The organism is Celeribacter sp., assembly GCF_048270365.1.
Classification (GTDB): domain Bacteria; phylum Pseudomonadota; class Alphaproteobacteria; order Rhodobacterales; family Rhodobacteraceae; genus Celeribacter.
This window is the reverse complement of the sequence record NZ_JBLWTA010000007.1, coordinates 65,025-89,412: the sequence shown is the minus strand read 5'-3', so window position 1 is coordinate 89,412 and position 24,388 is coordinate 65,025. Positions and strand designations below refer to the sequence as shown.

Sequence of the window (24,388 nt, the reverse complement as noted above, 5' to 3'; positions counted from 1 at the left end):
CGGTCATCTCCAGAATTTGCCCCAACGGTCTTCCAACTCGTTGGTTTGCGAGCCGCGAACGACCTCGTAGAGGCGATTGCGTACATCAAGACGTGCGCCACCGTCCCGCAGAACCGGGCGGATGGTCGTACCATAGCCGCCTTGCGTCGCGGTGCCGCTCAGCCAGTCGATCGGCACCGTGAAACGTATCCCCTTGTCGAAAGAGCCTTCGCCAAAGTCATCGAAGGACACATCCGTGAGGGTAAAGAAAGCACCGACCCGGAAGCCGTTGTCGAATTCGCGATCCAAGGAGAAGGTCGCGCCATAGTCGCCCGCGAGGTAACGTCCGACATCGACCTGCCCCAGATAGCCCCCGCCGAAATCATAATAGGCAGAGGCATGACCGGTCACGATGTCATACTCCTGAAAGCCGAACAGCTGATCGAACTCGCGTTTCTTGGCATAGTTGAGCTCAGCGCCCAGCGCGAGCGGGCCATTGACGGGCTTCCAAAGCAGCTCACCGGAGACGCCACCATACATGGTTTCTAAATAGCCTGCCGTCACGCGGCCAAAGAGGTTGGTGCCGGGGCGAAAGAAATATTCCGCCGTCAGATGCTTGATCTCAAGATCGGATTGCGTCGCATAGGACACGCTGTCGGTGCGCACATGCGGCAGAACGGAGTTCGAGGAGCGCGTGCTTTCATCGAGGTTGCCGACGAGCGGCTGACGCAGCGTGCCGGAGAAGATCAGCCCCCGCATCGGGGTAAAGGACGCCTCAGCCTGAAGACCCGCATCGGCACGAATGGGGTCATCGGGATCGAACAGGGCCGGGTCGAGATAGGGCGTGAGACGCCAATCGAATTTCGGATAAACCCCTGCGATAGATTGGGTTTCCGTTCGCGGCGCATCCTCGATCCGGGCGCGGGTGTAAGATCGCCATGTGCCATCCAGATCGTATTCCAACTCCTCAAGGTCGGACCGGCGCAGCGTGGTCCGCGAGGTGGTCATGCCGTTCGCGGTCGCTTCGAGACGAAAGGTCGTGATCTCCGCCGGTAAGGTATTGGCCAACACCCGCGCGGTGCGGCCCAGCGCCTGAGCCGTGGCGGGATAACGCCCGTTGACGAAGCGCACGGTGGCGGTGCTGCCCGCAACCGAAATGCCCTCAAGAGCGATCCCCTCCGCTTCGAGTGCGGCATAGGTGCGGCTCTCGCGGGTTTGAATGCTGGCCTCATCCCAGGACAGCGCGGCCGCGGTGCGACGCGGCAAAAGGGCGGGAGGTGCGTCTTCTATGCCACTGCTATATTTCGGGTTTTGCGGATGAACCGGTAGGCTGGCCAAGAACCCGACCTCGGAGCCATGCAACGCGTAAACCGTCAGAGCCCCGCCGTTCTCGAACCCATAGGAGAGCGAGGCATTGATCGGCGTCTTATGTTCAAACCCGGCGTTGGCGACTTCTGTTTCATAGGCGTCGGAGGAATATTCGAGCGCAAAAGACAGCCGCGGGCTGATCTGATAGGCAAGCCCACCGAACAGGGCTGCATCGCCTCGGAACCACTGGTCCAAGTCAAGTTGTCCCGTATCGGTGCCCGAAAAAGGGCGTGTTTTGAATTCATCCGCGATGACGCCCAGAGGATTCTGAAACCCACCATAGCTGCTCAGACGTCCCCAACCGATCCCGCCTGTCACAGAGAGGCGGTCGTCCATGAAATGTTTGGTCGCGGCAAGATATTCAGAGCCATAGACGCCTGTGCCCCCGAAATCGCGAAGCCCAACGACCATAGAGGGTCGCAGCCCGGTTTCCTCGGCCAGCAAATAGCCGAAATCGAAACTGCGGTCATAGCGTGCGCCATCGCCGCCATCAAAACTGTCGACGATCGCATAGCGGAAGGAGCCAAAGATACGGGGCGTGAGCTGGAAGCTCAGGGTGTATTTTTGAACGCCGCTGTGAAAGGCCGAAGACAAAAGCAACGTGCCGTCCTCGAAGACTTCGCCAGTCGGCATATCGATCAGGCCGGGCGTGCCGAATTCCGAGACGGGAAAGCGCAGATCAACATCCTGAGCATGCGCTGCGCCGATACTCAGGAGAAGCAGAGAGGTCGAAAGTCCGAGGCTTTTATGCAATACGGTCACGGTTCCACCCACACGCGATGATTTTGCATTGCAGCATAAATCATAAAGCCCCCCTGTGAACCCCAACCTTAAGTTGAGCGCTACTCTGCTTAGACCTGTGTCCGAATTGCAGCGTGTTGCGTGCCCAACGCGCGCTGGTTTTCATGTTTGATAAAGGATTTTCTTTAGCTCTTGGGCGAACCGCATCGAAGTCTCGGCTTGCGATGTGCTTGGCCTGAACCATGAGCAAAGGACCCTACAATGTCTGACCCCTTTAAGAACCGCGCCCCGTCTCTGAACGGTCCGGCAACCGATCTCAGCCCGGTTACACCGTCCAACACAGTGGATTTCGCGACGGTGGCTGTCGCGCTTTATGTCGAAGGCGCAGGCAATCTGTCGATCGTCACGCAAAAAGGGGAAACCCGGACGGTGGCCGTCGCAGATTTTGCCATTCTTCCGGTTGGGGTCCGCCGGGTGAACGCCACCGGAACCACCGCCACGGGCATCCACGCCTTTATGGTGGGGTAAAAACATGCTTGGACTGGATTATGGCCTCATGGGGTGTGCGATGCGACAGCGCACCTCGGTCGGCTTTTCCCCGACAGACGTGAGCGGGCTGATCGCATGGTACGACCCAAGCGACCTGACGACGCTCTTTCAGGATGCCGCGATGACCACCCCCGTGACGGCGGATGGCCAGCCGGTCGGCGCGATGCGCGACAAGAGCGGGAACGGGTATGACCTGAAACAAAACACAGCGACAGCGCGCCCGACGTATCGCACCGATGGCGCCGCACATTGGCTTGTGTCCGATGGTGTGACCGGCCGCCTCGAGGCCCTTCTGAGCCTTTCGAGCGATCCCTCTTTGTGCTTTCATTCGGCGCATAGAATCCTGAACAACACGGCCAAAGACGACATTCGTCTCTTTGACCTCGGGGTCGGCAATGGTGCCTTGGCGGCGACATTCGGGACAGGAAATTATGGCTGGCGCCATAACAACGGGAACAACCTGTTTGTCCCCGCTACTGCGGGCGCCGACGCCGTCGGATCATGGGAAAGAACGACGGGAGACACCTATGGGCAATCACGTTTCTATCTGAATGGCGTACAGCAAACGACATCCAGTTCGGCGAACGGCACGAATACTGTGACCCTCTCAGACACAAACTTTTTCCTCTTTGGCAATCCCGCAACCACAGGCTACATGGCAAATGTCAGGCTTTATGGCGCGATCATAACAGCGAGCAACCCTGCGGCAGACCGGTCTGCACTGGTCTCATTTCTCCAACAACAATACTGAGGCGCGATACGTAGGGCGCCTAAAAAATGGCCTCTCATATAGGGGTTTCTACTCGCAACCCATGCGGCTTGAGTAGAAACCCTGCCTTGGAGGAATCGAACCTAGACAAAGCCCACGAAACGCGAAATGTTCGGGGAAGGAGACCCATCTGCCATAGGCTTTCGCAAAAAAGGATCTACCTGCCCATGATTGTATCGCGCGAACTCGGCTTTGTTTTCATGCACAATCCCAAGGTGGCGGGAACCTCTGTGCGAGATGTTCTTGAGCCCCTGCGCGATACGCCTTTCGACTTTGCCAATAATTATCCCGATCCGCTGACCGGAGAGCGCATCATTGATCGCAGCCATATCGGCATTGATGAATTCGCGCATTTTTACCCGGACATTTGGCAGACGACCCTTTCACTGCCCTTTTTTGCACTGTACCGCGATCCCAAAAGCCGTTTTCTGGCAGCGGTGAATCAATATTCCAAAATGTACGGTGATGTGGACATTCGCTTCGCTGATCAAGCCAAACGCAGTGCCTTTTTCAAAAAGCTTCTTGAGGCGCTTGATGCCCTCGGCGTTGCAGAAAATGCCATGGAAAATCACGAATATGCGTTTTTTCGCCCGCAGTGGATTTTTTTGAAATCGGAACGCGCCGACGCAAAAAATCTGGACATTCGCCCTTATCCCGTCTCCGCCTTCAAGGATTTTGCCGCAGACATTTCGAACATTCTGGGCCGCGATCTCCATTTTGCTCGCGAGAACAGCAGTGAGCAGTTTTCTGTCGGAGGCCCGATGGGGGCCATCCTATCCAACAACACGATCAAGAAGTCGCTGCGGCGTCTGCCTGGAGCGATGACGGCGATGTCTCTTTTGCGCAAAAGCCGCAAAACGGACACTGAGCGCGAAAATCTGCAACCTGAGGTACGCTATGGTCTCAACGACCGCGACCTTGAGGCATTTGATCGTTTCATTGCACGATTTTATGCGAAAGACTTGGATCATTTCCGCGCCCTCGGCACGCCTTTCGACCGTGTGTATGAAACCAGTACGGTTTGACAGAATGAACAATACCCAAGAGGTAACCCTGCCTGCCAATCGAGCTTATTTTTCGTTCAAACACAAAGCCCTACGTGCGATTTGGTCGATGACGTGGCTGATTTTCGCAAGCTGGACCCCGAAGAAATTCGCACCCTGGCGCCGTTTCCTCCTGCGTTCGTTTGGCGCAACGATTGAAGGAAATTCGGATGTCAGAGGCTCAGCGCGCGTTTGGTATCCTCCGAACCTGCAAATGGCCTCTCACTGCATTCTGGCTGACGGGGTGCAATGCTACAATATGGCGCCCATCCGGCTCCATCTGAGCACGATCGTGTCGCAACGCGCGTTCCTCTGCGGCGGCACGCATGATTACACGAAAGGGGATCACCCCTTGATCACACGCGCAATTGAAATCGGTCCTCATGCATGGGTCGCGGCAGAAGCCTTTGTCGGGCCGGGCACCATCGTCTCCGAGGGCTGTGTCATCGGCGCGCGTGCGGTTGTGAACGGGCGCCTTGAGCCCTGGAGTGTCTATGCAGGCAATCCGGCCAAGCGGATCAAGGAGCGCTTGATCGACTGGAAAGAATCTGCCTGATGCGAATACTTCATGTGACACCAACATATTACCCGAATGTTGGAGGCATCGAAGCCGTCATACGCAACATGTGCCGCGAATTGAGGGAACGCGGACATGACGTTGCCGTCGCACATCTTGAAACCGGCCTGTCGCAAGGTCAGGACCGCGATGAAGAATGTGACTTTCCGATCTACCGAATCCCGCTTCTGGGGCATCGTCTGCTCGGATTGGCGCCAGGACTTCGCAAGATTGCAAAGGAGTATGACATTTTGCATGTTCATGATCCGCAACTCATGGCGATTACGGGTTCGGTCCTGCTTTATGCACGCATCATGCCTCGCGTTCTAAGCTCACACGGGTTTTACGGACATACGAAAAATCTTTCACAGTTCAAGGCGCTACACCAGAAACTGGCCTTCCCGCGTCTTTTGAAATCTTACCATTCGGTGCTTGCCGCAAGCAAAAGCGATTTTGCCCACGCATCCCTCTACGCCGACAACATTGAACTGTTCGAAAATGGCATCAACGTCGCAGCCTTTGCGCCTCAGCAACCGCTTTCTGAGAAGGACTTGCATCGTTGGATTTATTGGGGCCGCATTTCCCAGAACAAACGTCCAGACCTGCTTGTAGATCTGGTCAAGGCCTGTGCGGATCGCGGTCACAACATCCATCTGACGATCACCGGGCGTCCGTTCGACGATATGCAAAGCACTTTGAAGGCACGTCTGGCGGATCTGGACATGCCAGATCATTTCGACCTGCGCCCTCCCATGGATGACGCCGCGCTCAAAGCCACGATGGCGCAGGCGGGCGTCTTCGCCTCCGCTTCAGAATATGAGGGCTTTGGCCTTACGTTTATCGAGGCAATGGCCGCAGGTCTCGGCATCATTTGCCGAGATGCTGAGCCCATGTCGGAGTTCGCCAACAGCTCTGGAGCCGGGATCGCCGTTGATTTCAGGGATGTGGATCGAGCCGCAGCACAGGTCTGCGATTTCCTGGATCAACACGCCAACACCATAAGCGCGTCAGCGCGCAGATTCGCGGCCAAATACAATTGGTCCGACAAAATATGCGATCTGGAACGCGTCTACGACAGCGCCCTTTCGGCTCACAACACACCCTCTTCTACCAAAAGATCATAGGGCGTCAGCCCACGATCCGAAGCGCGTGTTTCCAATTCGAACAGCTTGGCCTCGACGAGGGTGCGATACCAATAGGCTTGCAGGAAATGAAAGAAAAACCCCTCTTTCCCATCCAGAAACCCACGCCCGAAGATGTAGCGATAGACAAAATACAAACTCGCCCGCAGCGTTGAGGGGATCCGCGTGTAGACCTTTTCCTTGAGCCAACGTTTGCGCGCGGCCTGCCCGCTCATTGTCTCCATACCCGCGTCTTTCGTCGTCCGCTCCCGCTCCATGATTTCCACCATGTCATAGACTTCCCGCGTCGCGTAACCGTTGTGCTTGGCCACCCACCACGACAGATCGTTGAGGTTGTGATCCACCAGATCGCCGCCCTCAATGGTTTCGCTTTGAACGTTCTCAACGATGACATGCTCATCCATCCAACGTTGCTCAATCCGGCCCGCGCCCGTGCGCCAGACCCTCAGCATCATCGCCGGATAGAAAAAACCATGCGTGATAGGGCGCCCGAGGAAAACCATCTTGCGCCGTAGGTAAAGCGCGTTCACCGTCTCATTGGGCGCGGAAAGCCATGTCTTCAAAGAGGTCCTCAGCCCGTCTTCCAGATACTCATCAGCATCGATGCGCATGGTCCAGTCCGAAGTGATGTCACAGCTATCCAAGCCGAACTGAAATTGCGTCGCGTAGTTCTTCCACGGATTTCGCGCCACCTCCGCCCCAAGGCTCTCGGCAATCTCCACCGTGCGATCCGTCGAGAAACTGTCGATCACGCAAACACGTTCCACAACGCCATCCAGCGACCGGATACAGCGCTCGATATGCTGCTCTTCGTTGAAAGTTAGGATGATGGCGGTGATGGTGTGCATCAAACGGCCTCTTTCTTGGCGATCTCAGAAAAGGCCATGCGCAGCGCTTCAGAACAGGCTTTGGCCGAATACACGTCTTGCTGAAGCCTCTGTCCATTGTCGCCGATCTGCCTCAACCGCGCCTCAGGAAGCACCTTGAAATCACGCAAGGCCTCGCGCAGTTCCTCTGCGCTTTCGCCGATGCGGATCGCGGCATCATGCGTAAATCCAAGCGGCAGGTTACACGCCTCTGTCATCAGCACCGGCAAGCCGATCGCCCAGGCTTCCAAAATACTCATCGGCAAGCCCTCGCTCTTGGACGGCAAGATGAACGCATCCGCCGCAGAGTAACTCAAAAGCCGGTCCTCACCATATTGCGGGCCCGCGAAAGTGATATTCCCATAGGTGTTTTCAACTTCGGAAATCTTAGCCTCAAAGCCCCCTGCTGCATCGACCCAGCCGCAAAAGACCAAATGGACGGTGTCAGCAAACCCCGGATCAGACGCCGACAGAGCCTCCCAGGCCGAGACCAATTCACGCCAGCCTTTTTTGTCATGTATCCGCCCAAAGAAAAGCAGCACCCGCCGATCTTCCATCTCGGGCCGCCACCATTTCGGCCGCTGGGTGGCGCGCGGCAGGGTCGGTACGAAATTCGGCACCACAAGCACCTTGGCCTCCGGCACCACGGCTTTGACGTCCTCGGTCTCTTTCGTCGTCAAAACATGAAACAGACTTGCCCGCTTCAGAAACCGGGAATGAAACACCAAAGACACCGCCTTTTTCAGCATCTTGGAACGCGCGAGAATCCAGGCCTCCAACATCCCGTGCGGTGTCACGACATAGGGCCTCTGATGCGCCGCACTCCAGCGCAGCGCAGCAAGGCAATGATACATCCAAAGCCCGTGCACATGAGCGATGTCGTAGTCGTGCGACTTCAAAAACCGCGTCATCTCCGGCGCATAACCGAACCCACGCAGCCGATGGCGTTCGAACGTATGGATCTGAATATCGGGCCAATCCGCCCGCGCCTCTTCAAAGCCATCTGAGCGAAGAGTGACAACTGCGATCTCAGTGTCATCTCGTTGTGCCCATTCCCAGGCCAAAAGCCGCGCCGCCTCGGACACACCGCCCCCGCCCCGCGTTATGGTGGGAAGGATCAAAACGATCTTAAGCGGACGATCCGTCATGGTGCGACCTCGCCCCGAAACACGAGTGCCTCGACGGCTCGCGCGAAAGAGGCCACATCTCCAATCTCCGCGGTCTGTCCGGCCCCGATGCTTAGCTCACGCCACAGGGCCTCGTCCTCGCCCACAAGCGCCATATATCGCGACAGCCCCACCGCGTTGCCAGGCTCGAAAATGAACCCGTTCTGCCAGTTGCGAACAAGCAAATCCCGCGCACCGCAGACCTCGCTCACGAGGACGGGAACGCCCATCGCCTGCGCCTCGATCACCACATTGCCGAACTGTTCCTCGATGCTCGGCAGGATCAACGCCAGTGTGTCGCCCAGCGTTCGGGCAATCTCATCGGTTTGCACAAAGCCTCGAAACACCAAGTGATCCGTGAGACCGAGTTCTTTGACCTTCGCCTTGATATCCGTTTCCAATGGCCCGCTGCCACAGAGGTGCAGCTTGCGCGGCGCCTGCGTCCGCGCCGCATAAAGCGCGTAGGCCTCAAGAGCCAACATCAGGTTCTTTTTGGGAATGAACCGCGCGACGATGGTGAAGTGGCGGTCGGCGAAGGGCGTGCCTTCGGGGGCTGTGGGTTTGCCCGCCAGATCTCGAATACGTTGCACCGAAAGCGTATTATATTCGCCCTCAATTGGAGTGACGCCCAAGAACCGAAAATACTCTCGCGTGCGAATGCCCGACCCAAGCGCCCCTTTGTAGGGCAGGAGGATGAGTTTCTTAATCAGCTCTCGCGCCGGCTTTCGTGGCAGATCATCGAACTTCGCGCAGCCCATGATGTAAGGCCGTCGTCCGGTCAGTGTCAGCCAGAACGCGAAGGCGGCAACATGCGGGCGCTCGTAATTGCACAGAAACCAGCTTGTGCCGCGATACCGCAAAGAAAGCTTGATCAGCGCGATAAGTTTACGGATTTTGGAGGCGCCTGCCCCGTCGTGAAGGGTGATTTTTTCAAAGCTGTCCCGTGTCTCACTGACCCAGTCATACTCTTCGGAGTGCTTCCGTTCCTCAACACCGAGACATGTCGCACGCCCATCCAACTGTCGAACAACGGCATCCACCCGATCCGCATGCATCGGACCAAAGTTGTCCCAGAGAAAAGCGATGCGGGTCATGCGCGCGCTCCTGATCGACTTGCCTTCACAAGAAAACGACGTATGGGGCGCAAAATGCTTTCATAATTTAAAAGCAGCAACGCGATGAGCAACTGGCGATAGGTATTTCGCATTGGGTAAGTCTGAGCCACGATAAAGAAAAGCGTGATGAACACGGACGTTGCGAGCAATTTTACAGGTGTTTTTGACGCATCTAGTTTGGCGTTTCCTCGATACAGGAGGAACAAAGTCAAACCGTAGATCAAGATATACAAAAGCCCGAAGTGATAGACTTCTCCTATCGCACTCATCGGCACATACCGATGAAGTCTAACCTGATGGCTTGTCCGAATACTTCCGAAACCGTCGATTGAAGACGGAAAAGGAGAAAAGGAAAGGATTTTGTATATTTCTGCAAACTCTGCATCGAACCGGATAGAGTCGGTTGTGACGAAAATGCCTTGCACAACAGAACCGACAAAAATCCTCCAGATCGGTACATCTCGGGCGGCATCAGACAGAATAAAATGAGTTGGGATCGCAGCTATGCCAAAAGTTCCGGTTGAACGTCCATGAAGCGCAGTTACAAACATCAGAACGCACATGGAGAATGCAGCCACTGCTGCCAGACGGTGACGCGGCGATGATCCAAATAAAAGCAAACTGATCGCAATGGCGATAAAGATCATCCCTGACGACCGTGAAGCGCTCGCCAGAGAGATCAGCAGGCTGGGAACAACCATCAAAAAACCGAGGATTGCGGCTCCCGAATTTCCCTTCAAATAATTTGCAGTCGCTAAGGCAGCGACCAAAACCCCCAAAAGACCGAGACTTGATTTTGCCAGCTCGGGTATCGCGCCCCCAATTCTCATTCCTTCCGAACTGCCAATCAGGAGGTAGGTATTATTCCTCCACAACACACCGAGATCAATCGTTCCCAGTCGAATGACCAAAATGAAGAACATCAGCAGATACAATATTTGAGAGATTTTTTTCAGCTTTATTTCCGAAAGCTTTTGGTAGTTCAGACTTTTTTCCTGCTGAATCCCGAGAGTGGCCGCATAGATGAATGCATAAAGCACCCCATAAAATAAAACGCCAAACGCAGGACTGTAGTAAAACGTACCAAGGCTACCTGCGGAGAAGGATGAGCCAGAAAACGTAAAGGAACTGTATAAAAAGAAAGTTTGTGCAACAATGATATAGCCAAATGTCATCAGCGCAGCCGAAGCCAAATGCAGCCTGCGTGCCGCTTCTGCAAACAAGAGGAGTTCCAAGCCGAAAACCAGAAGATATACCACCGTTAGGAACTCCTCATAGTCTTCAAAGCAATCGCCGCATCCGTCACGACCAAGGCAACGAGCACCGGGACAATCGTATTCGGCGAGACATACGGCATCAGCGCGCAGGCGAGGTACAGACCGAGGGCAAGGAAGGCGAATTCGGACTGACGATTCACGGCGATCAAGCGCGTGCCCAATGTCGTCCAGACGGCACAAAACGCCGCCGCAAGCCCCAGAAGACCAAACGCGAGACGGCTTTGCACAATTTCGCCATGCGACATCGCGGAAATCACAGTCGGACCGATCAGAAAGAGGGCGAGTGCAGCAGGGATCATGACACCAAGTGTAAGCCCCATGTTCAACTTCATCAAACGTGCCGTCAGCGCATGATCTTCTGCCACTTGAGAACGGGTCAGTTCAGGCAGGCTGGCGCGTGTCAAAAGCCCTGAAAACTGCATCGGAATCCGGGTCAGCATCCGGGTCGTGGCAAAGATCGCCGCCGCCGCAGGGCCGAACACCCAACCGATGGTCAACACGACGCCCTGCAACCCGAAGGAATTTGCAATGGTCAGGGTCAAGGCGGACAGAGACGGCGAAAACAGGCGTTTGAGCGTCGTCTTTTCCGCATGTTTCCAACCGACCCGGCTCCACGGCTCGCGTTTCACCTGAATGCGGGAGAACAGAACAAGGCTGATCAACCGCGCAATACATTGGGTCATGGCGGCCTCGATGAGACCAAAGCCCAAGAACACCCCAATCAGCACCGCAAGTGAGCCCGCGAAATAAAGCGCGTCGTACACCGCAGTGCCCAAAGCGTATTTATGCGTGGCCTGAAACACAATTTTGCGAATGCTCATCTGCATGGACAGAAGAGCGGCCATGACGATAAATGCGATCGACCAAGCGATCTCATCGCGCCCAAAGGGGCCTTGCGTTCCCTGATCAGAGAGCGCGGCCCACCCAAAGGCGCCCGCCACACAGATCAGCCCGATTGCAACCGTCACCAGCGTCAAAAAACTCCACACGGTTTGAAAGGCGATGACGGCAGCCCCCGTATCCTTCCGCTCCATCGAGGCCGTCAAATCCACCCCCGCCGCAACGCCAAGCCCGAAATCCGACAGCGCCAAATAGGTCGGGATCGTCGAGATCATAAGCCAGACACCAAACCCATCCACGCCCCATGCTTTCGACAGCACAGGCACGGCAACGAGTTGGGCAATCATGATCCAAATTTTGCCAAGAAGATTGGCGCCGGTTCCATGAACCAGCCTCTGAAACGCAGGACTGAGACGAGACATGCCAGTCGACAAATCTGTCACCCTACCCCTCCAAAGACACCGGTAAGTCCAGCCCGTGCTCTTTCAAAAGCGCCACACGTTTGGCAGCTTTCAGGTCTTCCTCAACCATCTCTGCGCACATCTCTTGCGCGGTGATTTCCGGCACCCAGCCGAGTTTTTCCTTGGCCTTCGTCGGGTCCCCCAACAGAGTTTCCACCTCGGCCGGGCGAAAATAGCGCGGGTCGATGCGCATGATGACATCGCCCACCGTCAACGCGGGCGCCTTATCGCCAGTCACCCCAGAAACGATGGCAACTTCATCCACGCCCTCGCCAGAGAATTCCAGCTCGATCCCCAACTCCCGCGCGGTCCAAATGATGAATTCGCGCACGGAATATTGCACCCCGGTGGCGATTACGAAATCTTCGGGCGCGTCCTGTTGCAGCATCATCCACTGCATCCGCACGTAGTCCTTGGCATGGCCCCAATCGCGCAGCGCGTCGATGTTGCCCATGTAGAGACAGGGCTCAAGCCCCATAGCAATGTTGGACAGGCCCCGCGTGATCTTACGCGTCACGAAGGTCTCGCCACGGCGCGGGCTTTCGTGGTTAAAGAGGATGCCGTTACAGGCGTACATGCCATAGCTTTCGCGGTAGTTCACGGCGATCCAATAGGCATACATCTTGGCCACAGCATAGGGCGAACGCGGATAGAAAGGCGTGGTTTCTTTCTGCGGAATTTCCTGCACCTTGCCGAACAGCTCCGAGGTGGACGCCTGATAAAAGCGCGTCTTCTTTTCCAGCCCCAGAAAACGGATCGCCTCCAACAGGCGCAGCGTCCCGGTGGCATCCACATCGGCGGTGTATTCCGGCGCCTCAAAGGACACGGCGACATGAGATTGCGCACCGAGATTATAGACCTCATCCGGCGCGATGTCGCGCAACAGACGCGTGAGGTTCGAGGTATCGGTCAGATCGCCGTAATGCAGCTTGAGACGCGCCTTATCCGTGTGCGGGTCTTCGTAAATATGATCCACGCGCTGCGTGTTGAACAAAGAGGCACGACGTTTGATCCCGTGAACCTCATAGCCTTTCTCAAGCAAAAACTCCGCCAGATAGGAGCCGTCTTGACCAGTAATGCCGGTGATCAGTGCCTTTTTCATCTGTTTCATATTCCTTCAGGTTTTACTGCGCATGTCAGTGGTACTTAGACGTCTTCGACAGATACGCGCCTAACGGCGAGATGTGTCATTCGCGTTTCGAGCCGGTCCAAAATCGCCGACATATCCCAGTTTTCCAAAGCTCTTGTCCGCGCCATGCGACCGTAAGCGAGACGTTGCTCAGGATCATCTAAAAGTGCTTCGATCGCCTCAGCAAAGGCAATCGCATTCCCGGGCTCCGTCACAAGGCCTGCGCCCTCGACTTCTTGGGCGAGAGCCGTTTCCGGATAGGCCGTGGCGACAACAGGTCGCCCAGACGCCAGCATATTCGTCAGCTTAGACGGCAGCACCAGTTCAGCCACCCCCGCAATCTGCGGCAGCAGATGCACATCCGCCATGCCTAACGCATCGCTCAGTTTTTCGAAGGGCTGGAGCGGATAAAAGCGGATATTTTTTAGACCTTCTGCCTTCTGCTTGAGCGTCTCCAGAAAAGGTCCTTCACCACAGATCACAAAAGTCAGATCATCGCGCTCCGCCAAGAGCCGCGCCGCCTCGGGAATGATTTCCAACCCCTGCTTCGCCGCCACATTGCCCGAGTAATACGCCACGTAGTCCGTCTCGATCCCAAGTTCGGCGCGCATTGGCGAAACGCCTTCGATCACCTTGACCTTCTTCAGGTTCGCCCAATTGCGGAATTCGAAAATCTTTTCTTCAGGAATACCGTTTTTGCGCAATTTATCGAGCATCGGCCCGGAGATGGAGCTGATCACATCGAATTTGCGCATCATCCAGGCCTCAAACGCCCGCGCCGCCCGACCGAGACGGCTTTCCGGCGCAATCGCCCCCGTGGCAAAGGCGGCCTCGACCTCGAAATCCTGGATGTGAAGCCAAAGCTTCGCCCCCGTCAGACGGGCCGCCACCCAAGCCGTCACGGCGGAGACCAGCGACGGCGCGACCACGAATACGACATCGGGGCGGCCCCGGAGGGCATCCGAAATCATGCGGGGAAACGCCGTCATGGCAAAGCTTGCGTAATGCAGCATCCGGGTTTTGGCGGTCGGCACCTTGGGGACATAGAGCGGACAATGCACGACTTTCGGCCCCGCCTCCGCGGCCTGGATCGTTCGATAGCCGTATCTGGGCCAACCCGGACGCAGATGCCACTGCGGGTAATAAGGATGCGCACAAAGCACCGACACATCATGCCCGCGCGCGGACATCTCCTGCGCGAACCCTGTCGAATAAACCGCAATCCCGATTTCTTCCGGCGCATAGTTCAAACTGAGGCATTGTACTTTCAAATCACCACCGCTTTCTCAAGCTACAGAAAGGACCACCCAGCGCGCGCCCAAGGGTTGATATGCGACCTTAGCACCCCCAAGGTGACGCTAAGACACTTTGGTATTTACGCAGCACAGGTCATCATTATGCAAGCGCAGAATACACCACCCTTGTGCAACTGCAGAAAAAATGTCACGCAAGTAAGGAGAAAGATCGCCACACGTGTCGGTTGTGAAACTTTTTCTTGCCGTCGCGCCTAAAATTCAGACTTTTCAACAGCTGAACGAGAGCAATCGATGACGAAGAAAATTTATATCGCCGGACACCGCGGAATGGTTGGCGGAGCGATCATGCGCCGCCTGCAACACCGGCAGGCCGAGGGCGAAGATTTGATCCTCATCACCCGCACATCTGACGAGTTGGACCTGACAAATCAGGCTTCCGTGCGTCATTTCATGCAAACGGAAAAGCCCGATCAGGTCATTTTGGCGGCGGCAAAAGTGGGCGGCATCATCGCCAACAACAGCTACCCCGCACAGTTCATCTACGAGAACCTGATGATCGAGTGCAACGTGATCCACGCGGCCTATGAATCGGGCGTGAAAAAGCTTTTGCAACTCGGGTCATCCTGCATCTATCCGAAACTGGCCACTCAACCCATGCGCGAAGACGCGCTCTTGACCGGGACGCTCGAACCCACGAATGAACCCTATGCCATCGCCAAGATCGCCGGGATCAAACTCTGCGAAAGTTACAACCGGCAATACGGTGTCGATTACCGTTCTGTGATGCCCACAAACCTCTATGGCCCCGGCGACAATTTCCACCCGGAGAACTCCCACGTCCTGCCCGCCTTGATCCGTCGTTTTCACGAAGCGGCCCAGCGTGGGGACGCGCGTGTGACAGTCTGGGGGTCCGGCAAACCAATGCGCGAGTTCCTGCATGTCGACGATATGGCCGAAGCCTCGCTCTTTGTTCTGGATCTCGACGACGAAACCTATCAACGCGAAACCGAACCGATGCTCAGCCACATCAACGTCGGCTCCGGCACGGATGTGACCATTCGCGAGCTGGCCGAAACCGTAGCGCGTGTCACCGGCTTTGAGGGCACACTGGACTTCGATGCATCGAAACCCGACGGCACCCCGCGCAAATTGATGGATGTCAGCCGTCTGGCCCGCCTCGGCTGGACAGCCACAATCCCTCTGGGGCAGGGCATCGAAGAAACCTACGCTTGGTTCCTCGCACAAGGCCTGGATCAACTTCGGTCTAAATAAGCGGAAATCCACTGATTTCCTGATCGTTTTAAAGGCAGAGACCGACCCGCCATGGTATAACCGAAACCAAGACCCGAAAGTCGCATGTGTTTGCGCCAAATGACAGCAAACATGCAGAGTACTGGCAAATTGCAGTGAATGAGAAAAACGTGTCCCTAGATCGCCCCATACGACAAGCTCCGCAAAACGCGTCTGCCGAAGATGATGTGATCGATCTTGGCGCCATCCTGAGGACGATGTGGCGCCAAAGACTTTGGATTCTGGTGAGCGTTGCGCTCTTCACGGCACTTGGGGCCTTTTATGCCTATAAAATCGCCGTCCCGAAATATCGCGCGACATCCGTTGTCCTCCTCGATACGGCACAGGATCAACTGATCGACCTCGGCGCTGTCCTGCCGAGCCTCGGCGCCGAATCCGAAGCCATCAACACAGAAGTCGAGGTCCTCAAAAGTCGTCGGCTTCTCGAACGCGTGGTCAACGCCGCCGATCTGACACAGGACCCCGAATTCAACGGCGCACTGCGCCCGCTGAGCCTCAAGGCAAAACTCAAAAACCTTGTGACTGGTACGACACCGGTCACACCGAGCGCAGAGCAACAGGTCACCAGCGCGATCAATGCGCTTTTGAGCCGGATCTCGGTGCGCAACCTGCCGAACACCTATGTCCTGCAAATCACGCTGGAGACGGAAAACCCCGCAAAATCCGCGTTGCTCGCGGACACGATGGCCGAACAATACATTCTCTATCAGATGGACGTGAAGTTCGAAGCGACCCGAGACGCCTCCGAATGGCTCACCTCACGTGTCGCAGATCTGAAAATCGAACTTGAACAAGCCGAAGCCCGCGTCGCGGAATTTTCCTCCAATTCAGAAGTGGTGAGCATAGAAACCGTGCAGGCCCTCGAACGTCAGCTGAAAGAGCTGCGCGATCGGCTACAGGCGCTTCGGTCCTCTTTGACCGCGGACACAGAACGTTTGAGCGCCTTGGAAAACGCACAAGACGCATCTCCCGAAGAAAAAATCGTGCTGGCGGACGATCCGCGCCTTGAAACGATCTTTCGCGAAAACGGGCCCAGCCCCGCGTTCGAAGCGCGTTTCCGCCAGATTGTCAATCTCGCCGATGTCCAGGTTCAGCGGACACAGGCCCAGGTTCAGGCCTTGATGACAAGCGTCAGTGCACGCGAAACGGATATTGCACGGCAAAGCGATGAGTTGATCCAGCTTCAGCAACTGACACGCGAGGCCGAGGCCAGCCGCCTGCTCTATGAATATTTCCTGAGCCGCCTCAAAGAGACCTCGGCCCAAGAGGGCATTCAGCGGGCAGACAGCCGTATTTTGTCGAATGCCGTCCTCCCCTACGGCCCCTCTGAACCGCGCAAATCGCTTATTCTGGTCATGTCCGCCCTGCTCGGCACCATCATTGGCGTCGGCGGCGTGTTGCTTCGAGAAATGCGCCAGAACGGCTATCGTCAGCCCTCCGAACTTGAGGAGGACACCGGCCTCCCCGTCATGGGACAGGTGCCGCTTTTGCCCACATCGAACCGCCGACAGGCGCTCGAGTATCTGGCCATGAAACCCACCTCCGCCGCCGCAGAGGCCGTGCGCAACCTGCGCACATCCGTGCTTCTGACCAGCCCGGATAAATCACCGAAAGTCATCATGCTCTCCTCCGCCTTGCCGGGTGAGGGGAAAACCACGGTCTCCTTTGCACTGGCGCAGAATTTCGTTGGACTCGGCAAAAAAGTCCTGTTGGTCGAAGGCGACATTCGGCGCCGGGTCTTTAGCCAATATCTCGACGTGAAGGACGCCAAGGGCATGATAGCCGTGCTTTCGGGGGAAACCACCCTGACCGAGGCGGCAATCCACGATCCGGTGCTCGGCGCGGATATTCTCATCAGCGAGCAAACCGATGCGAACGCCGCCGACATCCTCTCGTCGCAACAGTTCAAGACCTTCATCGACACCGCCCGTGCAACCTACGACATCGTGCTCATCGACACGCCGCCCGTGCTCGTGGTGCCGGACGCCCGTGTCGTGGCTCAGCTCGCCGATACGCTCCTATTCACGGTGCATTGGGACAAAACGTCCAAGACACAGGTACGGGACGCCCTGCGCATGTTCGAAATGGTCGGGGTCCGCCTCAACGGGCTGGTGCTCAACCAGATCGATCCGAAAGGCATGAGAGAGTATGGCTACGGCGACAGCTACGGGGCTTACGGAGCTTATGGCAGCAAATATTATACAAACTGATCATGCTGCTTAAATTTTCACACATTTAAGGACACGGATGTGATGCGCAGAAGCCTCTTCCACGATTTTGCTATCGAAACCGAATGGTTTGAAAGGCGTTTTTTGGCTATGAATTGTCACACCGATAAGATCACATAGGGGCAAGATCCATGCGTATTGCAGTCGCCATTCTTACCGCCCTAGCGCTCTCCTCCTGCGGGACAGTGTACAAGAGTCAGCGCGTTGTCGCGGGAACAACGGATGAGGCGAAAGTCCGCGTGATGGACGTGACGCCCCAGTCGGTTCTTGTCGCCAACAGATCGTCCTACTCCCCGCGTGAACTTCCCGCAGTTTTCAACATGACAAGCGGCACAGGCGGCGGCCTTCGTGGCACCGGCGCAGTACCCGAGCCGGCTTATACGGCTCAGACCCGCCCGAACGCCCTTGAGACCCGTCTTCCGCCGGAAGTCACCCTGCAGCCCTACAAGATCGGTGTCGGCGATGTGATCCTTCTGGCCACGCCGTCCGGCAATTCCATCGAGGAACTGACCGGCCTTTTGGCAGCGCAAAACAGCCGTCAGGGCTACACCGTACAAGACGATGGCAGCATCGCGATCCCGGATGTCGGACGTGTGTCCATTGCGGGCATGACGCTTGAAGAAGCGGAAGCAAAACTGTTCCAAAGCCTCGTCTCCGCCCAGATCGAACCGACCTTTAGCCTCGAAGTCTCGCAGTTCAATTCCAAAAAAGTCTCGATCGGTGGCGCCGTGGGCACCCCTGGCGTGGTCCCGATCACCCTGACCCCGCTTTATCTGGACGAAGCGCTCGCCACTGCGGGCGGCACGACGGCGACGAATCTCGATTACACCTCCGTGCGCCTTTATCGCAACGGGACGATCTACCAAATCCCGCTTGAGGAGCTCTATTCCAAGAGCAGCATCAAGAAAATCGTGCTTCAGCCCGGCGACAGCATTTTCGTCGACGACACTTATCAACTCGATCAAGCCTCCGCCTATTTCGCGCAGCAAATCCAGCTTGCGCAATATCGCCAAGGCGCACGTTCGACGGCCCTTACCCAACTTCAGGCAGAGGTCGGTCTGCGGCGCGCCCAACTTGACGAAGCCCGAAACAACTATCGCGCACTCACCGAATTCGATGCCACGGACCGCGACTATGTCTACCTGACCGGCGAGGTGAAAACTCAGGGGCGGTTCGATCTTCCGCTCGGTCGTCAGGCCAGCCTCGCTGATGCGCTCTATGAGGGCGCAGGAGGGATCGCGACAAGCTCGGCAGACCCCCGCCAAGTCTATGTCCTGCGCAGCTCCGCAGATCCGATGGAATTCGACTCCCTGACAGCCTGGAAACTGGACACCAGCAATGTTGCTGCACTGGCTCTGGCGACCCGCTTTGAATTGCGCCCAAATGACATCGTGTTCATCGCCGAGCAACCGGTCACACGGTGGAAACGCACCATCGATCAGATCACGCCGACCATCATCTCGATCGGGGCCAATGCGGCAAACGGGTGACGTGATTGAATTTACGACTGGGGAAAGAGTAAGCAACAGGCTCAGGAATTGTGCCGTTCGTGTGACGCGACTGGCCTGAAAGCCTCCGTTTTCGGTAAAAAAGCGGGAATTAAAGCTTTCCTCATGCATTTTTGCGATGAATCGCGTACACTCAACTTAAAGACGATTTAGATTCCCCTACTGTACAGGGGAGCCCTCCCTCGAAAATTGTGAGTTCATCATGTCCAAATATGCCCTCCTGACGATCACAGCCCTCGCGCTCTCAACGACCAACGCGGTGGCACAATCCACCTCTGCAATCGATTGTAGCCTCGCAGCCAACGCCAACAGCCCGGCATGCATCATTCTTCCGCCTGTGGGCGATGTGCAGAACTTTGTGCCCTTCATCGCGCCTGCCCTCGCGGCGGCCGGTGTTGCGGCTCTCGCAGGTGGCGGAAGCGCGGATTCCACCACCTCCACGACGGCCACCACGTCGACCACGAACTAAAGCGTTTATATGACGCTGCGCGTAAGGCATCCTTCGGGGTGCCTTTTGCATTTGAGAGCCTAACACGCGTCGGGCTCAACACTTCCTTAGTCCTTCTCTGTTGTACTCCATGCTGAACCGATCCGCGTCGGAGCTGGGGAAGAACACCCCGATGTTTTCATCAGGGGTGTTGCCATGCTTATCAAAACCATCACGCGCTTTGCCGTCCTATGCGTAAATCTGTTTCTTATCGCCCTTATGCTGGCCGGAACGTCCGCCGACGCAGCACAGTCGCGGTCAAACCAACCGGGCGCAACGATTGTCATCACCGGCGATCCGGGCGGAAGCGTGAAGGCGCGGTATAATGAAATCGCTGAGATCAACCGCCTTGGACAAAAGGTCGAAATCCGCCGCGGCGAATGCGTCTCGAGCTGCACAATGTTTCTGGGCGCCGACAATGTCTGCGTGTCGCCCCGGGCCAGCTTTGCGTTTCACGGACCCTACCGGCTCGGCACTAAACTGAGCCCTGCAGAATTCGATCATTGGTCAAACATGATCGCCGCACATTTCCCAGAGCCGCTCCGTCAATGGTACATGACCACGGCGCGCTATAAGATTTACAACGTCACCCGCATCTCCGGCGCGGAAGTCATCCGAAAAGGCGTAGCGCGCTGTCGGTGAGGCATGATCGCGACCCCACCCACACATTCGACACCCCAAAACGTTAACGCCGCCAGATTTGAAAATGCAGTTTCGTAGAGTTTGTGATCATGAATTCTACGAATTGGGCATATTTAACGCAGAGGCAAGATCACTCGCCTTAAACGCGACTTCTCCTAGACTTCACACAGGTTACACATCTATCAGAGAAAGAGTAGGTAACGACTTTTGCGGATCAGGGAACGAACAAATGCCATTGATTACACCGGTTATTTTGTGCGGCGGTTCTGGAACTCGGCTTTGGCCTCTTTCGCGAAAGAGTTACCCAAAGCAATTCGTCCCACTGGTCGATGAACAAACGCTGTTTCAGGCCTCAGCCAAACGTCTGAGCGGCACGAGCGGCAAACTGGACTTTACGGCCCCCACGGTGCTCACTGGCTCAGACTTTCGCTTCATCGTCACCGAACAGCTTTCCGCCATCGGCATCGATCCCGGCGCCATCCTGATCGAACCGGAGGGTCGCAACACCGCCCCCGCGATCTTCGCCGCAGCGCTCTATCTGGTCGAAAAAGACCCGGAAGCCATCATGCTGGTAGCGCCGTCTGATCATGTCGTGCCCGATGTCGCCGCCTTCCATACTGCGATTGAAAAGGGCCTCTCTGCAATCGAGGCCGGCAAGTTGGTGACCTTTGGGATCAAGCCGACGCACGCGGAAACCGCCTATGGCTATCTCGAACTGACCGCTGAACCGGACGCCTCCGGCTCCGCCGTCGATCTCAAACAATTCGTGGAGAAACCCGACGCGGACCGCGCCGCCGAAATGGTCGCGGCAGGCACCTTTCTCTGGAACGCCGGGATTTTCCTGTTCAAGGCGAAAGACATCATCGCCGCCTTCACAAAATACGCCCCGACCCTGACGGCCCCCGTCACGGAGGCCGTGGACATGGCACAGGTCGATCTCGGCTTCCTGCGTCTCGACCCCGAGGCCTGGACCAAAGCCGAAGACATTTCCATCGACTATGCCGTGATGGAAAAGGCCGACAACCTCGCCGTCGTGCCCTTTGACGGTGGCTGGTCCGATCTGGGCGGCTGGGACGCGGTCTGGCGCGAAGCGGGCCCCGACGAGAACGGCGTTGTGACCTCCGGCGATGCGACCGCAATCGACTGTAAAGACAGCCTTATTCGCTCCGACAGCGACCGTCTCGAAGTGGTCGGCATTGGGCTTGAGAACATCATGGCCATCGCAATGAATGACGCGGTTCTGGTCGCCGACATGTCCCGCGCGCAAGACGTGAAAAAAGCCGTCACCGCGCTCAAGGCCAAAGGGGCTGATCAGGCCACGCAATTCCCGAAGGATCACCGCCCCTGGGGCTGGTTCGAAAGCCTCGTGGTCGGCGGGCGATTTCAGGTCAAACGCATCCACGTCCACCCCGGCGCGGCGCTCAGCCTGCAAAGCCACTTTCACCGCTCTGAACATTGGATCGTGGTCGAAGGCACCGCACGCGTCACCGTCGATGACGAGGTGCAACTGGTGACCGAAAACCAATCCGTCTACATCCCACTGGGCGCCGTCCACCGGATGGAAAACCCCGGAAAAGTGCCGATGGTTCTGATCGAGGTGCAAACCGGGTCTTACGTGGGTGAAGACGACATCATCCGCTACGAGGACGTCTATTCCCGCGGCCAAGGCGCGAAAGGGTAAGCACGATGGCTCCCAAATTCGGCACCAGCGGGTTGCGCGGGCTTGTCACCGAGCTGACGGATGAGCTCGTTGCGGATTATGTGCATGCCTTTTTGAGCACGGTGCAACCTGACACGCTTTACGTGGGTCAGGATTTGCGGCCCTCCTCGCCACGCATCGCTGAAACCATTTGCGACACGGCACGGGGGGCGGGCGTGGATGTCATCGACTGCGGCGCGCTCGGCACACCGGCGCTGGCGCTATCCTCCATGGCCGCCAAAGCCCCCGCGATCATGGTGACCGGAAGTCACATTCCCGCGGATCGCAACGGTTTGAAATTCTACCTTGCGGATGGCGAAGTGTCGAAAACGGACGAGGCGGCGATCAACGCGGCCTATGCGCAAAAATCCCGCTATGAGGGCAAGGCGAGTGGCACCTATCAGGAGGCGCCTGAGGCCGAAACGCACTATATTGCGCGCTACATCGACGCCTTTGGCCCGGATGCCCTCAAGGGCCTCAAAATCGGTGTCTACCGCCATTCTTCCGTGGCCCGAGACACGATGGAAGCCATTTTCACAGGCCTCGGCGCAGACATCGTGCCGCTGGCCCATTCCGACACGTTCATCCCCGTCGACACCGAAGCGGTCGATCCCGAAACCCGCGAGAAACTGCGCGCCTGGTGTCAGGACAATCACCTCGACGCGATCGCCTCCACCGATGGCGATGCGGACCGGCCGATGCTCACCGATGAGACCGGCAAGGTCATTCCCGGCGACATTCTCGGCGTGCTGAGCGCGCAGGTTCTGGGTGCAAACTCCGTGGTCACGCCGGTCTCCTCCAACGACATGGTACGCCGCCTGCCGGAGTTCGATGAGGTGATCCTGACCAAGATCGGCTCGCCTTTCGTGATCGCTGGCATGGCCGAGGCCAAACATCCAGAAGTCGTTGGCTTTGAGGCCAATGGAGGCTTTCTTCTGGGCTTCGAGGCCATGCTCAAGGCCCCGCTGTCGCCCCTTCCGACCCGCGACTGCATTCTGCCGATCCTCGCCCCTCTGGTGGCCGCAAAACAGGCCGGGCAAAGCCTGTCTCAACGGGTCGCCGCCTTGCCGCCGTGCTTCACCGCCGCCGACCGTGTGCAGGAGATTAACCGTGATAAGGCAAAGGTCTTTCTCGACAATCTGATTGCAGACAGTGACACGCGCGCGACCTTTTTCGCACCCTTCGGCACGATTGCCGCGATGGACCTCACCGATGGGCTGCGCGTCGATTTCGACAGTGGCGATGTGCTGCACCTGCGCCCCTCGGGCAATGCGCCGGAGTTCCGCATCTATGCTCAGGCCCAGAGCGAGGACCAAGCGCTCTCATTGGTGAAAGCCGCCTATCAGGACGTCGCAAAAGCCGTGCTGTAAGGCCTAAAGCGCGCTCTGCAAATACTCCACTTGACCATCCGCGATGAGCGCCGCCGTCAATCGTCCGGTGGCATAGGCCCCCGTGTCGATGGAAATCACCCTGTTGCGCTCCTGCGGCATGTCGACGATCGTGTGGCCATGCACGATCCAAACCCGATCTGGCCGCATCTGACGCCGAAAACCCCGGTGCCCCCACATCAAAGTCTTTGGATCCTGCTCCGCGATGGGCTTGTCCGGATCGGCCCCGGCATGGACCACGGCCACATTGCCGCTTTGGAAAGAGAACGGCCTTTCCGCCAGCCAAATCGCCAACCCTTCCGGCATCCGCTCCAAAAGCTGATCCCGTGCACGCACCAAGGCCTCGGCAGAATTCTCGATCCCAAGCTCGAAGGCGCCAAAGCTTGCCATGGTCTGTAACCCGCCATGGCGCATCCAACGGTTCCCCGCCGCGTCCGGCGCCACCAGAAACTGCAACATCATGTCTTCGTGGTTGCCACGCAGGCAGATCGTGTTCGGGCGCTCCGCCTCGATCTCCCGAAGCCGCGTCAGAACCTCTGCGCTGTGGTCGCCGCGATCAATGAAATCGCCGACAAAGACCCAGCGCGCGCGCGGCGCCTGTATCGCAAGCTTATTCAAAATGTCATCGAGACAGCGGAGCTGGCCGTGAATATCGCCAACAACGGCCAAATCCTCGTCCGGTTTAGGCAGGCTTTGCGACCTCCGAGAGGTGAATGTGATGTCCGGCACCGGCTGGCGACGCAAACGTTTGAACATCTGGCGATCCCCTAAAGCGTTTCTCAAAGAACTTGAGGCACTCAATTTTTGAGAAACAGAGCAATATCAATTCAGTGTGGCAACGTTTTTCGCTCAATCTGTTTTAGTTTCA

Annotated in this window: 21 protein-coding genes; 12 read left to right on the top strand and 9 right to left on the bottom strand. The window is 57.0% G+C overall.

Annotated features, from left to right (window positions below; all coding sequences use genetic code 11):
• Positions 1 to 3 precede the first annotated feature (3 nt).
• The gene (locus ACN0X0_RS11180) at positions 4 to 2,109 is read right to left on the bottom strand and encodes a YjbH domain-containing protein (RefSeq protein ID WP_417279221.1); all 2,106 of its coding nucleotides are present in this window, start codon (positions 2,107 to 2,109) and stop codon (positions 4 to 6) included.
• A 240-nt stretch (positions 2,110 to 2,349) separates the two neighbouring features.
• Between ACN0X0_RS11180 and ACN0X0_RS11175 the strand changes: the two genes are divergently transcribed.
• The 5 genes from ACN0X0_RS11175 (at position 2,350) to ACN0X0_RS11155 (ending at position 6,129) form a co-directional block, all read left to right on the top strand.
• On the top strand, positions 2,350 to 2,616 hold the full coding sequence (locus ACN0X0_RS11175) for a spike base protein, RCAP_Rcc01079 family (RefSeq protein WP_417261269.1): 267 nt from the start codon (positions 2,350 to 2,352) through the stop codon (positions 2,614 to 2,616).
• 4 nt (positions 2,617 to 2,620) lie between these two features.
• Positions 2,621 to 3,388, top strand: coding sequence for a hypothetical protein (locus ACN0X0_RS11170; protein WP_417279220.1), 768 nt, complete (start codon positions 2,621 to 2,623; stop codon positions 3,386 to 3,388).
• Between the two features lie 185 nt (positions 3,389 to 3,573).
• On the top strand, positions 3,574 to 4,431 hold the full coding sequence (locus ACN0X0_RS11165; protein WP_417279219.1) for a hypothetical protein: 858 nt from the start codon (positions 3,574 to 3,576) through the stop codon (positions 4,429 to 4,431).
• A gap of 4 nt (positions 4,432 to 4,435) precedes the next feature.
• Positions 4,436 to 5,005 carry a hypothetical protein gene (locus ACN0X0_RS11160; protein ID WP_417261272.1) on the top strand — a complete coding sequence of 190 codons (570 nt, stop codon included), beginning with the start codon at positions 4,436 to 4,438 and terminating at the stop codon, positions 5,003 to 5,005.
• Positions 5,005 to 6,129, top strand: a complete 1,125-nt coding sequence (locus ACN0X0_RS11155) for a glycosyltransferase family 4 protein (protein ID WP_417279218.1) — start codon at positions 5,005 to 5,007, stop codon at positions 6,127 to 6,129. Before ACN0X0_RS11160 ends, ACN0X0_RS11155 begins: the two co-directional genes overlap by 1 nt.
• Here ACN0X0_RS11155 and ACN0X0_RS11150 read toward each other — a convergent pair.
• The 7 genes from ACN0X0_RS11150 to ACN0X0_RS11120 all read right to left on the bottom strand — a co-directional run bounded on the left by ACN0X0_RS11150 (position 6,096) and on the right by ACN0X0_RS11120 (position 14,272).
• Positions 6,096 to 6,995 (bottom strand): glycosyltransferase family 2 protein, encoded by a 900-nt coding sequence (locus tag ACN0X0_RS11150; RefSeq protein ID WP_417279217.1) that lies wholly within the window; start codon positions 6,993 to 6,995, stop codon positions 6,096 to 6,098. The genes ACN0X0_RS11155 and ACN0X0_RS11150 overlap by 34 nt on opposite strands.
• Positions 6,995 to 8,161, bottom strand: a complete 1,167-nt coding sequence (locus ACN0X0_RS11145) for a glycosyltransferase (protein WP_417279216.1) — start codon at positions 8,159 to 8,161, stop codon at positions 6,995 to 6,997. The genes ACN0X0_RS11150 and ACN0X0_RS11145 overlap by 1 nt, the downstream gene beginning before the upstream one ends.
• Positions 8,158 to 9,273, bottom strand: coding sequence for a glycosyltransferase (locus tag ACN0X0_RS11140; RefSeq protein WP_417279215.1), 1,116 nt, complete (start codon positions 9,271 to 9,273; stop codon positions 8,158 to 8,160). The genes ACN0X0_RS11145 and ACN0X0_RS11140 overlap by 4 nt, the downstream gene beginning before the upstream one ends.
• Positions 9,270 to 10,553, bottom strand: a complete 1,284-nt coding sequence (locus ACN0X0_RS11135; RefSeq protein ID WP_417279214.1) for a hypothetical protein — start codon at positions 10,551 to 10,553, stop codon at positions 9,270 to 9,272. The genes ACN0X0_RS11140 and ACN0X0_RS11135 overlap by 4 nt, the downstream gene beginning before the upstream one ends.
• Positions 10,554 to 10,555: 2 nt before the next feature.
• Complete coding sequence (locus ACN0X0_RS11130) at positions 10,556 to 11,758, bottom strand: lipopolysaccharide biosynthesis protein (protein WP_417279213.1); 1,203 nt, start codon at positions 11,756 to 11,758, stop codon at positions 10,556 to 10,558.
• Positions 11,759 to 11,855: 97 nt separating this feature from the next.
• On the bottom strand, positions 11,856 to 12,974 hold the full coding sequence (gene gmd, locus ACN0X0_RS11125) for a GDP-mannose 4,6-dehydratase (RefSeq protein WP_417261279.1): 1,119 nt from the start codon (positions 12,972 to 12,974) through the stop codon (positions 11,856 to 11,858).
• Positions 12,975 to 13,018: 44 nt separating this feature from the next.
• Positions 13,019 to 14,272: a WcaI family glycosyltransferase gene (locus ACN0X0_RS11120; RefSeq protein WP_417279212.1), complete on the bottom strand. Its 1,254-nt coding sequence runs from the start codon at positions 14,270 to 14,272 to the stop codon at positions 13,019 to 13,021.
• A 276-nt stretch (positions 14,273 to 14,548) separates the two neighbouring features.
• On the opposite strand from ACN0X0_RS11120, the gene fcl reads away from it, so the two are divergent.
• The 7 genes from fcl to ACN0X0_RS11085 all read left to right on the top strand — a co-directional run bounded on the left by fcl (position 14,549) and on the right by ACN0X0_RS11085 (position 23,502).
• Positions 14,549 to 15,529, top strand: a complete 981-nt coding sequence (fcl, locus tag ACN0X0_RS11115) for a GDP-L-fucose synthase (RefSeq protein WP_417279211.1) — start codon at positions 14,549 to 14,551, stop codon at positions 15,527 to 15,529.
• Positions 15,530 to 15,678: 149 nt separating this feature from the next.
• On the top strand, positions 15,679 to 17,778 hold the full coding sequence (locus tag ACN0X0_RS11110; RefSeq protein WP_417279210.1) for a GumC family protein: 2,100 nt from the start codon (positions 15,679 to 15,681) through the stop codon (positions 17,776 to 17,778).
• Between the two features lie 149 nt (positions 17,779 to 17,927).
• Positions 17,928 to 19,286 (top strand): polysaccharide biosynthesis/export family protein, encoded by a 1,359-nt coding sequence (locus tag ACN0X0_RS11105; RefSeq protein ID WP_417279209.1) that lies wholly within the window; start codon positions 17,928 to 17,930, stop codon positions 19,284 to 19,286.
• 220 nt (positions 19,287 to 19,506) lie between these two features.
• On the top strand, positions 19,507 to 19,773 hold the full coding sequence (locus ACN0X0_RS11100) for a hypothetical protein (protein WP_417279208.1): 267 nt from the start codon (positions 19,507 to 19,509) through the stop codon (positions 19,771 to 19,773).
• 174 nt (positions 19,774 to 19,947) lie between these two features.
• The gene (locus ACN0X0_RS11095) at positions 19,948 to 20,433 is read left to right on the top strand and encodes a hypothetical protein (protein ID WP_417279207.1); all 486 of its coding nucleotides are present in this window, start codon (positions 19,948 to 19,950) and stop codon (positions 20,431 to 20,433) included.
• Between the two features lie 229 nt (positions 20,434 to 20,662).
• Positions 20,663 to 22,114, top strand: coding sequence for a mannose-1-phosphate guanylyltransferase/mannose-6-phosphate isomerase (locus ACN0X0_RS11090; protein ID WP_417279206.1), 1,452 nt, complete (start codon positions 20,663 to 20,665; stop codon positions 22,112 to 22,114).
• 5 nt (positions 22,115 to 22,119) lie between these two features.
• The gene (locus tag ACN0X0_RS11085) at positions 22,120 to 23,502 is read left to right on the top strand and encodes a phosphomannomutase (protein WP_417279205.1); all 1,383 of its coding nucleotides are present in this window, start codon (positions 22,120 to 22,122) and stop codon (positions 23,500 to 23,502) included.
• 3 nt (positions 23,503 to 23,505) lie between these two features.
• On the opposite strand, the gene ACN0X0_RS11080 is transcribed toward ACN0X0_RS11085, so the two are convergent.
• Entirely contained in the window at positions 23,506 to 24,276 is a 771-nt protein-coding gene (locus tag ACN0X0_RS11080) for a metallophosphoesterase family protein (protein ID WP_417261288.1), read from the bottom strand.
• Positions 24,277 to 24,388 lie beyond the last annotated feature (112 nt).